At 62.4% G+C, this 14,978-nt stretch carries 5 protein-coding genes and 1 rRNA gene (1 of these 6 only partly in view); 3 read left to right on the top strand and 3 right to left on the bottom strand.

Annotated elements, in window-relative coordinates; all coding sequences use genetic code 11:
- A 5S ribosomal RNA gene (gene rrf, locus ACIPW4_RS26540) occupies positions 1-91 on the top strand; the annotation flags it as partial.
- 86 nt (positions 92-177) lie between these two features.
- On the opposite strand, the gene ACIPW4_RS26535 is transcribed toward rrf, so the two are convergent.
- The gene (locus ACIPW4_RS26535) at positions 178-870 is read right to left on the bottom strand and encodes a GntR family transcriptional regulator (protein ID WP_400663458.1); all 693 of its coding nucleotides are present in this window, start codon (positions 868-870) and stop codon (positions 178-180) included.
- Positions 871-1,071: 201 nt separating this feature from the next.
- Between ACIPW4_RS26535 and lapG the strand changes: the two genes are divergently transcribed.
- Both lapG and lapD read left to right on the top strand, forming a co-directional pair.
- On the top strand, positions 1,072-1,833 hold the full coding sequence (gene lapG, locus ACIPW4_RS26530; protein WP_400663455.1) for a cysteine protease LapG: 762 nt from the start codon (positions 1,072-1,074) through the stop codon (positions 1,831-1,833).
- Between the two features lie 10 nt (positions 1,834-1,843).
- Positions 1,844-3,790 (top strand): cyclic di-GMP receptor LapD, encoded by a 1,947-nt coding sequence (gene lapD / locus ACIPW4_RS26525; RefSeq protein ID WP_400663452.1) that lies wholly within the window; start codon positions 1,844-1,846, stop codon positions 3,788-3,790.
- Positions 3,791-3,824: 34 nt separating this feature from the next.
- On the opposite strand, the gene ACIPW4_RS26520 is transcribed toward lapD, so the two are convergent.
- Both ACIPW4_RS26520 and ACIPW4_RS26515 read right to left on the bottom strand, forming a co-directional pair.
- Entirely contained in the window at positions 3,825-4,166 is a 342-nt protein-coding gene (locus ACIPW4_RS26520) for a tryptophan synthase subunit beta (RefSeq protein ID WP_400663461.1), read from the bottom strand.
- An 80-nt stretch (positions 4,167-4,246) separates the two neighbouring features.
- Positions 4,247-14,978: the 3' end of an immunoglobulin-like domain-containing protein gene (locus tag ACIPW4_RS26515; protein ID WP_400663449.1), read on the bottom strand. The gene runs 18,152 nt beyond the window's last position; 10,732 of the gene's 28,884 nt are visible here — the last part of the coding sequence; its start codon lies beyond the right edge, outside the window; it ends in the stop codon at positions 4,247-4,249.

Genomic DNA, 14,978 nt, shown 5'->3' with positions numbered 1-14,978 from the left:
CACCTGATCCCATCCCGAACTCAGCAGTGAAACGATGCATCGCCGATGGTAGTGTGGGGTTTCCCCATGTGAGAGTAGGTCATCGTCAAGATTCAAACAAAAAGCCCCTGTCTGCAGCGCAGACAGGGGCTTTTTCTTTTCCGGCTACAGCACCGCTGCCGTAGCCTTCATTGAGCGCTATCGGGTGACCTGGTTGTCCAGGTAGTGCCTGATCACTCGCGATCCATTGTTCAGGTGCTGCTCCAGCACCCTGACAGCCTCGTCGACCCGTTTATCAGCAGCGGCATCCACCAGGGCGGTATGGTCATCCTGAGTCAACTTGCCGAGCCCCATGGACGATAAATGGAAACGCAGGAAGCGCTCTTCCTCGTTCAGCTCGTTCTCGATCAGGCGCAGTAGTTTCTGATTGGATGCCTTGCCATAGAGCGCCATGTGGAACAGCCGGTTGAGGCGGCCGATTTCCGTATGGCTGGTTTCGTTCTCCAGCTGCTGGATGTAACCACGGGCGCTGGCAATGTCGTCGGCATCAAGCAATGGAATCGACTGGCGCAGCGCTTCGCTTTCGAGGAGCACGCGTAACGCATAAGTGTCGACCGCGTCCTCGCCAATCAACGGTGCGACCACCGCGCCCTTGTGCATTTCCACTTTCAGCAGCGATTGCGCCTCCAGTTGGCGCAGGGCCTCGCGCACCGGCATGCGGCTGACACCGAACAAGTCGGCGATTTCCTGCTGGCGTACGGCAGTGCCAGGCGGCAGGCGGCCATCGAGAATGGCGCTGCGCAGGCGTTCTTCGATGACGCCACGGGCCAGGTGTGCCGGCAACTGTTCGCTGGCCAGCAGATTACTCAATTTGATTTTTTTTTCGGCCAAGCGGGATGTGCCTCGACGACGAAGTTGGATCCAATAAAGCTAGTAACAGGCAAGGGGCCTTGTCAAACCGGCGATCACTCTGTGGCAAGCGCAGCAAAACCTCGATCATGGTGGATCAAGTCGCGTGTCAAAGGAAGTGATAGCCCATAGGGCTTAACCGGAAAGCGATAGCGAGCCGACCATCGGTGCCGTGATTGCAGGGTGCCATTGTCTTTTAAAGCGCCAGGCCGCACCATCGCTGCTTTCGGACGACCTGAACAGGGCTTCGCAGTGGCGATTACCTGGCTGCTCAAAACCGCCGTGCGACGTATTGGCCTTGCCCTGCTGCTGGGCAGCTTGCTGCTGGGTGCGTTGCACGCGAATTGGGACTTCGCCGAGATAAGTCGCAAGTCCCAGGCCCTGTATGGCCCGCTCGGAGCAGGCAAGGGCCGTATCGATGCCTGGCAGAACCTGATGGCCACCCAGAACCAAGGCAGCGACCTGCAGCGCCTGCAGGTCGTCAACCTGTTCTTCAATCAGCAATTGCGTTATGTCGAGGATATCGATCTGTGGCACGAGGTCGATTACTGGGCCACACCGATCCAGGCGTTGATCAAAGGAGCTGGCGACTGCGAGGACTACGCCATTGCCAAATACTTCAGCCTGCGCCGCATGGGTATACCCAGCGAGAAGCTGCGCATCACCTACGTCAAGGCCCTGCGCCAGAACCGCGCGCACATGGTCCTGACCTATTATTCAAGCCCACAGGCACAACCTCTGGTGCTCGATAGCCTAATGGATGCAATCAAGCCGGCCAGCCAGCGGACCGACCTGCTGCCGGTCTATGCCTTCAACGGTGAAGGCCTTTGGCTGACCGGTGCTGCGGGCAACAAGAAGGTCGGCGACACCAAGCGCCTGTCCCGCTGGCAGGACTTGCTGAAGAAAATGCAGGCCGAAGGGTTCCCGGGCGAACCGGTTTACTGAAGGAGCACAGATGTCACTGTTCAAACAATTGCTGTTGGCCATTTGCCTGTTCCTGGTGGTCGCGTTCAGCGGCAGCTTCATGGTCAGCCTGGAAAGCTCGCGCAGCCAGTACGTCAACCAGCTGCGTTCACACGCCCAGGATGCGGCCACTGCACTGGCATTGTCGTTGACGCCGAATATCGATGACCCGGCGATGGTCGAGTTGATGGTCAGTTCGATCTTCGACAGTGGTTATTACTCCAGCATCAAAGTTGTCGACCTTGGCTCAAACGCCGTGCTGGTTGAGCGCCATGCCGAGCCAGACCCAGGCAGCGTGCCCGCCTGGTTCATCCACCTGATTGGCCTGGGAGCCGCGGGTGGCGATGCCATCGTCAGCCGCGGCTGGCAGCAGGCTGCGCGGGTAGAGGTGATCAGCCACCCGATGTTCGCTATCGCCAAGCTCTGGCAGAGCGCGTTGGGCAGCCTGGGCTGGCTGTTGTTGTGCGGGGCGGCCAGTGCCGTGCTCGGTGCCTTGCTGTTGCGCCGCCAGCTGCGGCCGCTGGACTACATGGTTGAGCAGTCCCACGCCATTGCTCGCCGTGAGTTCCTCAGCCTGCCAGAGCTGCCACGCACGCCAGAGCTGCGCCGCGTGGTGCAGGCGATGAACCAGATGGTCGAGAAGCTCAAGGCCTTGTTCACCGAACAGGCCGAGCGCAGTGAGCGGTTGCGGGCGGAGTCGTATCAGGACAGCCTCACCGGGTTATCCAACCGGCGGTACTTCGAAATGCAATTGACAGCCCGTGTCAGCAACCTGGAAGAAGCCCGCGCCGGTTATCTGCTGCTACTGCGTGTACAGGGCCTGGCAGGCCTCAACGCACGTCTGGGTGGCCAGCGCACCGACCAGCTGCTACAGGCAGTGGGCGAGCAGCTACGGCGTACCTGCGCCAGCTTCCCGGAGACCAACGACCTGATTTCCCGCAGCCGTGGTGGTGAGTTCGCCGTGCTGGCACCGGGCATGGTCCACGAAGAGGCGGTACAGCTCGCCCAGGCACTGGAGGCGACCCTGCAGAGCCTGCACGTGACCGGTGCCAGTGATGTCGACCCGGTCGCTTGCATCGGCCTTGCGCCGTTCAGTCCCGGCGATGCACCGCAGGCTTTGCTCAAGCTGGCTGACGAGGCTCTGGCGCGTGCAGAGAATCAACCAACGCCAGGCTGGGTATGCCTTGAGCAAGGCGTGGCTGCGGTGGCTGGCGACAGCCAGCATGCCTGGCACACGCGGTTGGACGACGCCTTTGCAAAAGGGCAGTTCGAGCTGTTCTTCCAGCCTGTGGTGGATGCCAGGCAGACCCAACGGATTCTCCATCACAAAGTCATTTCACGCCTGCACGATGACCAGGGCGAGGCGTTGCCTGCGGGTCGTTTCCTGCCGTGGCTCGAGCGTTTTGGCTGGATGTCGCGGCTGGATGTGCTGGTACTGGAGAAGGTGCTGGAACACCTGCGTGGCCATGACCAGGTGCTGGCGTTCAACCTGTCGGCGGCAACGCTGGCCGACCCCAAGGCCTTGCAACGAGTTTACGAATTGCTGAGTCAGAACCCAGTGCTGGGCCCGAGGCTGATCTTCGAGATCGCCGAGGAACAGTTGCCAGACCAGGCTTCGCTGGAAAAACTGAACCGACGCCTGCACGCGCTGGGCTTCGGCCTGGCACTGCAGCGTTTTGGCGGCCGCTTCAGCATGATCGGCAACCTGGCGCATCTGGGCCTGGCGTACTTGAAAATCGATGGCAGCTATATCCGCAATATTGACCAGGAGCAGCACAAGCGGCTGTTCATCGAAGCGATCCAGCGTGCTGCGCACAGTATCGATCTGCCGCTGATCGCCGAGCGAGTGGAGACCGAAGGCGAGCACGGGGTACTGGTTGAGATGGGCGTAGGGGGTATTCAGGGGCAGCTGGTAGGTGAGCCAGCGCCCTGGCGTTGACTTCAGGCGGGCAGGGGTGCTGAGCACTGCACGGTCAGATCAGCCCACCTTCCTCTTCTTCCTCGATCAGGTTGTTCAGGCTGCCCAGTGCCTTGCGCGCGCTGGAGCGGTTGAGTAGCTTGGCCTGCGCCCCCGGCGGCAGGTCGGTGATGCTGAATACGCCCTTCGCCGTCAGCACCTCGATCAGGTCCTCAAGCACGCGGATCATGTCCAGGTCGCTCTGCTTGAGTTGCTTGAGGCTGTTTTCGACGACATCGTCGGCGAACCATTCCTGAATTTCCGCATGGTCGGCGGGCAGGATTTCCGTGTACTCGGCATAGGGCGCGGCTTCCACCCGCGCCAACTGCCCCTCGCTGTCGCGTTGCACATAGAACATGGCGTTCATCCTCGTCACGTTGAATCCTCAGGATCGACTCTGGCGCAGCATAGGCAACTTTGCCCGGCTGCGCCTGCCCGTCAGCTGTTGTTGTTGTCGATCTTGATGGTCGGGTCGGCGCCGCTGATCAATGAGTTGATCGTGGTGTTCGACCAGTTCACACCTTCCAGCTTGATCGATACGTCGGCATTGGCCAGCCCGCCGGCCGCGTTGAGCTTGCCTTCGGTACTGATCTGCAGGGTCGATTCGCCGCCCACGGTGGTGATCTTCAGGTAATTGTCGATGGTCGTGCCGCGCTCCCCCTGCAGCAGGTCGGTGAGGTCGAGGCGGTCACCTTCGCTCAGCTTGAAGTCCTTGATCACGTCCTGGCCAATGTCGCCGGCTTTCCATACGAAGGTATCGGCGCCGCTGCCACCGCTGAGGATGTCGTTGCCCTTGCCGCCGATCAGCGTGTCATTGCCGGCCCCGCCGAACAACAGGTCGTTGCCTTCGCCACCCAGCAGCGTGTCGTTGCCGGTGCCGCCGAGCAGGATGTCATTGCCCTTGCCGCCATCGATGTAGTCGTTGCCACCCTGGCCAAAGATGATGTCGTTGCCGCCCCCACCCATCAGAGTGTCGGCACCGTCGTTGGTGCGCGACAGGTCGAAATCGGTGTAATGCTCGCTGATGTACTGGTGCATCACCTTCGCATCCACCAGGCTCGCATCCACGCCCATTTTGGTCGCGACGAAGGCCTGCACCGCCTCGATGCCGCTGCCGGGTATCGAATCGAAGCTGACCAGGTCGCCGAAGATGATGTCGTGGCCATCGCCACCGTTGATCGTGTCGGCGCCGGCAATGGTCTGGTCGGTGTGGCCGAGGATCGCATCGCTGATCTTGCTCGGGTCGACATTGACCTGCGGTACGCCGTCGCTGTCGAACGGCTTCAGGTCAGTGCTACTGATGCCCGTGCCGACGCCGACTGCTTCGACCGCCGACAGTGCCGACAGCAGGGCAAAGCTGGAGGTGGCGTTGCTCAGGGTATCGCTGGATGTACTGCTGCCGGTGCCGGCCAGTTTCGATAGCTCGTAGCCGCCGTTGCCTTCGGCGTGGATCAGGCCGGTGGTCACGGCGCTCCATTTGTAGCTCAGGCTCAGCAGGTCGAAGCTGCGGGTTTCGGCAGTAAGCTTGCCGGTGGCGTCGATCGTCACCCGGTTGCTGGTATCCAGTTGGTAGTTGGTGATGGTGTCGCCCATCTTGTAGCTGATGTTCGAGAGCAAGGTGTCGAGCTTGACCGAACTGTTGGCCAGGGCCGGGTTGGTCTGCTCGCCGGTCTGGTAGTAGGTCGGCTGGCCGTCGGTGAGGAAATAGGTCTGGTTGGTGCCGGTGACGCCGGCATTCTTCAGGTTCTGGAACCAGTTGGCCGTGGTCTTGAAGGCATCCTCATAGTTGGTACCGCCGTCTGCGCTCATGCCACTCAGGGCATTGAGCAGGGTCTTGAGGCCGGCATCGTTGAGGGTGACCGCGACTGTGCTCTTGACCTGCGTGGCGAAGTCCACCAGCAGCACGTTCACCGTGCCTACCCCGGTGCCCTTGGCATCCGCCAGCAACGCCTGGAACGTGGTGGCCAGTGACGTCTTGGTCGCCTCGATGCCGGTGCTGCTCATGCTGCCCGAGGTGTCGACGATGAAGGCAAGGTTGTAGTTGGTGCCGGCGGCCATATGCAGGCCCGCGCTGTCGGCAATGATGATGTCATCGCCGTAGGTGCCGGTTGTGCTGTCGCTGGCGGTGGTCAACTGGGAAGCGGTGTAGGTGTCCGGGTACACCGTGACCTTGAGCGTACCCTCGGTGGTGGCGAAGCTGCCGCCGACCGACTCGGTGGATGTCGAGGTGACCTTCACGTCGAACTGGCCGCTGTAGTAAGACGGCGTCTTGATCGTCAGGCTGCTCAGGGACCAGCCGCTGACGTCGACCGCGGTGGCCCCCACGGTAGCGCTATGCCCGGCGCTGTCGCTTATCACCGAGCCCGCCGGGATGCCACCTAGCTTGACGCTCAGGGCCTCGGAGCCGTCGGTATCGGTCAGGCTGCTGCTGATGCCCACCAGCTTGACGCTGCCGTTCTCCGGCCCCTCGTTGAGCTTGTAACCATCGTAGTAGCCCTGGCCGCTGCTGCCGTGCAGGTCGGACAGCGTCACGCCGGCGTTGGCCAGGGCGGTGACGCTCGGGTACATCGCGATGCTGGTGCTGTTGAAGTCGCCCACCGCGCCGCTGCCAACTTTGATATTGACGTCGTAGCTGCCTGGGCCTGATTGGTTGGCGTGGTAGATCTCCAGGGTGTAGTAGCCGCTGGTGGTGGGCATGAAGCTGCCCGAAACGGCTCCCGAGCCCGTGCCCCAGGTGGCGGTGACCACGGTCTTGCCGCCGATGTTCACCAGCAGGCTGTCGTCGGCGCTGCCGCTGAAGGTGTAGGTCTTGCCGGCTTCCAGGTACACCAGGCCGGACGTCTTCGAGCCGCTCTGGGCGGCAACGCTGGCGTCGGACTGCACGTTGGTGATGGTGGTGGAAGAGGCGGCGGTGCCCGAGTTGGTGAACACCGTCTTCAGTGCGTCGCCGGTAATACCGTTGCCGTTGGTGCCCAGGCCGGTGAGGGTGGTCCAGGTTTCCTTGGTCAGGCCCAGCGAGTTGACGCTAGTGCTGCCGATGGCCAGGGTTGGCGCGTCGGCGACCGGGGTGATGTCCACTTTCAACGTGGTTTCGCTGCCCGGGGTGATGCCATCGGTGGGCTTGAACTTGATCTGCGCGTAGTCGGCCTGGTTGTTGCCCACGCCCGTGCCACCATAGCCATCGACACCCGACTGGTTGGCCAGCGGCACGAACTTGAGCTTGCCGGCGGCGATGTCGGCCTGGCTCACGGTCTGATTGAGCGTCACGTTCACCCAGGCGCTGCCGTTGTTGTATTGCAGGGTGCCGAGGGTCGGCAGTTGGGTGATGGTGATGCCCAGGCTCGAGGCCGGGCTGTCGACGTCGGTGACGTTGAAGTTGCTCCAGTTCAGCACCAGCGCGGTGTCCTCGACACCTGTGACGGCACCTCCGGTGGAAACCGGGGCATCGTTGACCGCCACCACGTTGACCGTGGTAGTGGCGGTGTTGGACACATTGACCCCGTCGGTGACCGTGACCGTGATGATTCGCGGCATGGTGCTCGGGTCTTCGCTGGTGTTGACGAACGTGATGTTCTTGATCGCCTGCAGGTAGTCGGCCAGCGAAGCGTTGCCCGTCAGGGTCAGCACCACCTTGCCGGCGGTCACGCTGGAGGTGATGGAGATGCCGTTGATGCTGCTGCCCAGGTTCAGGGCATCGCCGGCCTGGGCGTTGGTCAGGGTGACGGTAGCACCGGCCATCTGCGGGCTGTCGAAGTCGGTGATGGAGATGTCCAGGTCACTGATCGAATTGCCGCTGCCGTTTTCGGTAAAGGTGGTCTGGAAGTCGGCGCCGGTCTTGCCGCTGGAGTCGTTGGCGTCCAGGTCCAGCACTGGCGCGGGTTCGAACAGTTGGGTGGTAATGCTGCCCGCAGTGTTGCTGACCACCAGGCCTTCGAAGTTGCCGCCTGTGGCCGAGTCGATCTTGATGGTGAAGGTCTCGGTGCCCTCGGTGATGTTGTCCTTGATGGTCGGGATGCTGAAGGTTGCCGTGTTGCTGTTGGCCTTGATGGTCACGGTGGCTACGCCGGTGTAGTCGACGCCGTTGGTTGCGGTACCGCTGTAGCTCAGCTTGACCACCACGTCGGTTTGCGGCGGATTGCTCAGCGTCAGGGTGTAGGTGGCGCTGTTGCCTTCGGCCACCGCGGCCGAACCGGTGATACCGAGGGAGGTGTTGTTCAGCGTGTCGGTGACTGCAGTGACTGCTGGCACCGTGTTCACCACCAGGCTTTCGAAGTTGCCGCCGGTGGCGTTGGTGATGGTGGCGCTGACCGTGGTGGCGTCGATATAGACGTCGTCGGTCGGCGCGGCCACGGTGACGCTGCCGGAAGACTGGTTGGCGCCGATGGTGATGGTCTGGCCGTTGCTCAAGGTTACGGTCACTGCGGTCTGCGCAGGGTTGGTCAGGCTTGCGGTGTAAACGATCTGGCCGCCCTCGGTCACGCTGGGTGTGGCGGACAGGGTGACGGTAGTGGTGTCCGTCACATCGGTGACGCTGGTGCTGAGCACGGCCTTGTTGGCCACCAGGTTCTCGTAGCTGCCACCGGCAACACTGCTGATGCTGTTGGTGACGGCAGCATGGCCCTGATACACGTCGTTGGTCACGGCGCCGGTGGCGGTGCCGGAGCTCTGGCCGACCGGAATGGTGATGGTCTGGCCATTGGTCAGGGTTACGATCACTGGGGTCACGGTGACCGCAGCACTGACGGTGGCGGTGTAGATGATGGTGCCACCTTCGGCCACGGATGGCGTGGCGCTCAGGGTCACGGTGGTGGTGTCTTGCACATCGGTGACCGAGGTGCTGACGCTGGCGGTGTTCGCCACCAGGTTTTCGTAGCTGCCACCGGAGACGCTGGTGATGCTGTTGGTGACCGGTGCGTGGCCCAGATAGACGTCGTTGGTCACGCTGCCTGTCGCCGTGCCTGAACTCTGACCGACCGGAATGGTGATGGTCTGGCCGTTGGCCAGGGTCACGGTCACGGCACTGCCAGTGACCGGCGCGCCGACGGTTGCCGTGTAGGTGATCGTGCCGCCCTCGGCCACGGATGGCGTGGCGGTCAGGGTGACGGTTGTAGTGTCCTGCACATCGGTGACGGTGGTGCTGACGGCCGTCTTGTTGGCCACCAGATTCTCGTAATTGCCTCCGCTGACGGCGGTGATGCTGTTGGTGACTGGCGCATGGCCCAGATAGACGTCGTTGGTCACGGTGCCGGTTGCGGTGCCGGCGCTTTGGCCGACCGGGATGGTGATGGTCTGACCGTTGGCCAATGTCACCGTGACCGGGCTGCCCGTCACGGCGGCACTGACGGTCGCTGTGTAAACGATAGTGCCACCCTCGGCTACCGATGGTGTGGCGGTCAGCGTGACCGTCGCGGTGTCGATGGTATCGGTGACGTTCGTTACCGCAGCCGTGCCATTGATCGCCAGGTTCTCGAAGTTGCCCCCGCTGGCGCTGGTGATGCGCGCGCTGACCTGCGCGGCATCGATGTACGGGTCGTCGCCTGGTGCGGCGATAGTGATACTGCCGGTGGTCTGGTTGGCGCCGATGGTGATGCTCTGGCCGTTGCTGAGCGTGACCGTCACGGCCGTTTGCGCAGCGTTGGTCAAGGTGGCGGTGTAAGTGATCTGACCGCCTTCGGCCACGCTCGGTGTTGCCGACAGTGAGACCGTGGTGGTGTCCTGCACGTCGGTGATGCTGGTGCTGATCTGGGTCTTGTCGGCCACTAGGTTCTCGTAATTGCCGCCGGTGACGTTGCTGATGCTGTTGGTGACGGCGGTGTGACCCTGGTAGACATCATTGCTGGCAGATCCGGTTGCGGTGCCGGAGCTCTGGCCGACCGGGATGGTGATGGTCTGGCCATTAGCCAGGGTGACCACCACAGCGCTGCCGGTGACCGGCGCACCGACGGTGGCGGTGTAGAGGATGGTCCCGCCCTCGGCCACGATTGGCGTGGCGGTCAGGGTGACGGTAGTGGTGTCTTGAACATCGGTCACCGTGGTGCTGACTGGCGCCTTGTTGGCCACCAGGTTCTCGTAGTTGCCGCCCGACACATTGCTGATGCTGTTGGTGACAGCCGGATGACCTTGGTAGACGTCGTTGTTGACCGCCGCCGTAGCGGTACCGGAACTCTGCCCGACCGGAATGGTGATGGTTTGGCCGTTGGCCAGAGTCACCACTACGGCAGAGCCGGTGACGGGGGCTGTCACCGTGGCGGTGTAGACGATGGTGCCGCCTTCGGCCACCGATGGGGTGGCCGTCAGGCTCACTGTCGAAGTGTCGACCGTGTCGGAGATATTGGTCACCGCTGGCGTGCTGTTGATCGCCAGACTCTCGAAATTGCCACCGGATGCACTGGTGATGCGCGCACTGACCTGGCCGGCATCGAGGTAGGGATCATCGGCTGGCGCTGCAACAGTGATGCTGCCGGAGGTCTGGTTGGCGGCGATGGTGATGCTCTGGCCATTACTGAGCGTGACGGTCACCGCCGACTGCGCGGCATTGGTCAGGGTGGCGGTGTAAACGATCTGGCCGCCTTCGGCCACCGACGGCGTGGCTGACAGCGAGACGGTGGTGGTGTCCTGCACGTCCGTGACCGAGGTGCTGACCTGGGACTTGTTGGCCACCAGGTTCTCGTAATTGCCACCCGAGACATTGCTGATGCTGTTGGTGACCGGGGCATGGCCTTGATAGACATCGTTAGTGACTGCACCGGTTGCGGTGCCCGAACTCTGTCCGACCGCGATGTTGATGGTCTGCCCGTTGGCCAGCGTGACCACGACCGGGCTGCCGGTGACGGGGGCGCCCACAGTGGCGGTGTAGAGGATGGTGCCGCCTTCGGCCACGGACGGCGTGGCGGTCAGCGTGACGGTGGTGGTGTCCTGTACGTCCGTAACCGAGGTGCTGACTTGGGACTTGTCGGCCACCAGATTCTCGTAATTGCCACCGGTTACGTTGCTGATGCTGTTGGTGACGGTAGCGTGGCCCTGATAGACGTCGTTGCTCACCGCACCGGTTGCGGTGCCAGAACTCTGGCCAATTGGGATGGTGATGGTTTGCCCATTGGCAAGGGTGACCACGACCGGGTTGCCGGTGACGGGGGCGTCCACTGTGGCGGTATAGAGGATGGTCCCGCCTTCGGCCACACTTGGCGTGGCGGTCAGGGTAACGGTGCTGGTGTCTTGAACATCGGTCACCGTGGTGCTGACTGGCGCCTTGTTCGCCACCATGTTCTCGTAGTTGCCGCCCGACACATTACTGATGCTGTTGCTGACAGCCGGATGCCCCTGGTAGACATCGTTGGACACGGTAGCCGTAGCAGTACCGGAGCTTTGCCCGACAGGAATGGTAATGGTCTGGCCGTTGGCCAGGTTTACCACCACGGCAGAGCCGGTGACAGGTGCCGTCACTGTGGCGGTATAGACAATGGTGCCACCTTCGGCCACCGATGGCGTGGTCGTCAGGCTTACGGTCGAGGTATCGATAGTGTCGGTGACATTGGTCACCGCAGGCGTGCTGTTGACCGCCAGATTCTCGAAGTTGCCCCCCGATGCATTGGTAATACGTGCGCTGACCTGGCCGGCATCGAGGTACGGATCATCAGCTGGCGCGGCCACGGTAATGCTGCCGGAGGTCTGGTTGGCAGCGATGATGATGCTTTGGCCATTGCTCAGGGTAACAGTCACCGCCGACTGCGCAGCATTGGTCAGGGTGGCGGTGTAAACGATCTGGCCACCCTCGGCCACGCTCGGAGTAGCCGACAGCGATACGGTGGTGGTGTCTTGTACGTCCGTGACCGAGGTGCTGACCTGGGACTTGTCGGCCACCAGGTTCTCGTAATTGCCACCGGTTACGTTGCTGATGCTGTTGGTGACGGCAGCGTGGCCCTGATAGACGTCGTTGCTGACAGCGCCCGCAGCGGTGCCGGAGCTTTGGCCGACCGGGATGGTGATGGTCTGGCCGTTGGCGAGGTTCACCACGACTGCGGAACCCGTGACAGGCGCCGTCACCGTGGCGGTGTAGACAATTGTGCCGCCTTCGGCCACCGAAGGCGTGGCCGTCAGGCTCACGGTCGAGGTATCGACGGTGTCGGTGACGTTGGTCACTGCAGGCGTGCTGTTGATCGCCAGGTTCTCGAAGTTGCCGCCGGATGCATTGGTGATGCGCGCGCTGACCTGGCCAGCATCAAGGTACGGATCATCGGCTGGCGCGGCCACGGTGATGCTGCCGGAGGTCTGGTTGGCGGCGATAGTAATGCTCTGGCCATTGCTGAGCGTGACAGTTACCGCCGACTGCGCGGCATTGGTCAGGGTCGCGATGTACACGATCTGGCCGCCTTCGGCCACGCTCGGCGTAGCCGACAGCGACACGGTAGTGGTGTCCTGAACGTCAGTGACGCTGGTGCTGACTTGGGTTTTGTCGGCGACCAGGTTCTCGTAGTTGCCACCGGTGACGTTGCTGATGCTGTTGGTGACGGCAGAGTGGCCCTGATAGACGTCGTTGCTCACGGCACCGGTTGCGGTGCCAGAACTCTGGCCGACCGGGATGGTGATGGTCTGGCCGTTGGTCAGGCTGACCATCACCGGGCTGCCGGTGACTGGCGCACCCACTGTGGCGGTGTAGAGGATGGTCCCGCCTTCGGCCACGCTTGGCGTGGCGGTCAGGGTGACGGTGGTGGTGTCCTGTACGTCCGTAACCGAGGTGCTGACTTGGGACTTGTCGGCCACCAGATTCTCGTAGTTGCCGCCCGACACATTACTGATGCTGTTGCTGACAGCCGGATGGCCTTGGTAAACGTCGTTGGATACGGTAGCCGTAGCGGTACCGGAGCTTTGCCCGACAGGAATGGTAATGGTCTGGCCGTTGGCCAGGTTTACCATCAGGGCAGAGCCGGTGACAGGTGCCGTCACCGTGGCGGTATAGACAATGGTGCCTCCTTCGGCCGCCGATGGGGTGGCCGTCAGGCTCACGGTCGAGGTGTCGACCGTGTCGGAGACATTAGTCACCGCTGGCGTGCTGTTGACCGCCAGGTTTTCGAAGTTACCCCCCGATGTATTGGTGATGCGGGCACTGACCTGGCCGGCATCGAGGTACGGATTATCAGCTGGGGCCGCGAGGGTGATGCTGCCGGAGGTCTGGTTGGCAGCGATGGTGATGCTCTGACCATTGCTCAGCGTGACGGTCACTGCGGATTGCGCAGCGTTGGTCAGGGTCGCGGTGTAAACGATCTGGCCACCTTCGGCCACGCTTGGCGTAGCCGACAGCGACACAGTAGTAGTGTCCTGAACGTCAGTGACGCTGGTACTGACCTGGGTCTTGTCGGCGACCAGATTCTCATAGTTGCCGCCTGTGACGTTGCTGATGCTGTTGGTGACGGCAGCGTGGCCCTGATAGACGTCGTTGCTGACAGCGCCCGTAGCGGTGCCGGAGCTTTGCCCTACAGGAATGGTGATGGTCTGGCCGTTGGTTAGAGTGACCACCACCGGGCTGCCTGTGACAGGAGCGCCGACCGTTGCGGTGTAGATAATGGTGCCGCCTTCGGCCACCGATGGGGTGGCGGTCAGGCTCACGGTCGAGGTGTCGAGCGTGTCGGTAACGTTGGTCACCGCGGGAGTGGAATTGACCGCCAGGTTTTCGAAGTTACCCCCCGATGCATTGGTGATGCGGGCGCTGACCTGTCCAGCGTCGAGGTATGGATCATCGGCAGGCGCGGCGACGGTGATGCTGCCGGAGGTCTGGTTGGCGGCAATGGTGATGTTCTGGCCATTGCTCAGGGTAACAGTCACCGCCGACTGCGCGGCATTGGTCAGGGTCGCGGTGTAAACGATCTGGCCACCTTCAGCCACGGACGGCGTGGCCGACAGAGAGACGGTAGTGGTGTCCTGAACGTCTGTGACGCTGGTACTTACCTGGGACTTGTCGGCGACAAGATTCTCGTAATTGCCGCCGGTGACGTTGCTGATGCTGTTGGTGACGGCAGCGTGGCCCTGATAGACGTCGTTGCTGACAGCGCCCGCAGCGGTGCCGGAACTCTGGCCGACCGGGATGGTGATGGTCTGGCCGTTGGTCAGAGTGACCACCACCGGGCTGCCAGTGACTGGAGCACCCACGCTTGCCGTGTAGAGGATAGTGCCGCCTTCGGCCACGGACGGTGTGGCGGTCAGGGTGACGATGGTGGTGTCCTGTACATCATTAACGCTGGTGCTGACCTGGGTTTTGTCGGCTACCAGGTTTTCGTAATTGCCCCCGCTGACGGCGGTGATGCTGTTGGTGACTGGCGCATGGCCCAGATAGACGTCGTTGGTCACGGTGCCGGTTGCGGTGCTGGAGCTTTGACCGACCGGGATGGTGATGGTCTGGCCATTGGCCAATGTCACCGTTACCGGGCTGCCCGTCACGGCGGCACTGACGGTAGCCGTGTAGACGATAGTGCCACCCTCGGCTACAGAGGGTGTTGCGGTCAGCGTGACAGTCGCGGTGTCGATGGTATCGGTGACGTTGGTTACCGCAGCCGTGCTATTGATCGCCAGGTTCTCGAAGTTGCCCCCGCTGGCGCTGGTGATGTGCGCGCTGACCTGCGCGGCATCGATGTACGGGTCGTCGCCTGGGGCGGCGATAGTGACGCTGCCGGATGTCTGGTTGGCACCGATGGTGATGGTCTGGCCATTGCTCAGCGTGACCGTCACGGCCGTTTGCGCAGCGTTGGTCAAGGTGGCGGTGTAAGTGATCTGACCGCCTTCGGCCACGCTCGGTGTTGCCGACAGTGAGACCGTGGTGGTGTCCTGCACGTCGGTGATGCTGGTGCTGATCTGGGTCTTGTCGGCCACCAGATTCTCGTAATTGCCGCCGGTGACGTTGCTGATGCTATTGGTGACTAGTGCGTGGCCCTGATAGATGTCGTTGCTCACCGTACCGGTTGCGGTGCCGGAGTTCTGGCCGACCGGAATGGTGATGGTCTGGCCGTTGGTCAGAGTGACCACTACCGCGCTGCCGGTGACCGGCGCCCCGACGGTGGCGGTGTAGAGGATGGTGCCGCCTTCGGCTACGGAAGGGGAGGCGGTCAGGGTCACGGTGGTGGTGTCCTGAACATCGGTCACCGTGGTGCTGACAGCTGCCTTGTTCGCGACCAGGTTTTCA

Source organism: Pseudomonas sp. NPDC089996, assembly GCF_044748405.1.
Lineage (GTDB): Bacteria > Pseudomonadota > Gammaproteobacteria > Pseudomonadales > Pseudomonadaceae > Aquipseudomonas.
This window is presented reverse-complemented; position numbering and strand designations above follow the sequence as displayed.

What these genes read in the sequence shown, in the direction of transcription:
- ACIPW4_RS26520 (WP_400663461.1), bottom strand. Translation starts at nt 4,166, where the DNA reads ATGTTCTATGTGCAACGCGACAGCGAGGGGCAGTTGGCGCGGGTGGAA.
- lapD (WP_400663452.1), top strand. Translation starts at nt 1,844, where the DNA reads ATGTCACTGTTCAAACAATTGCTGTTGGCCATTTGCCTGTTCCTGGTG.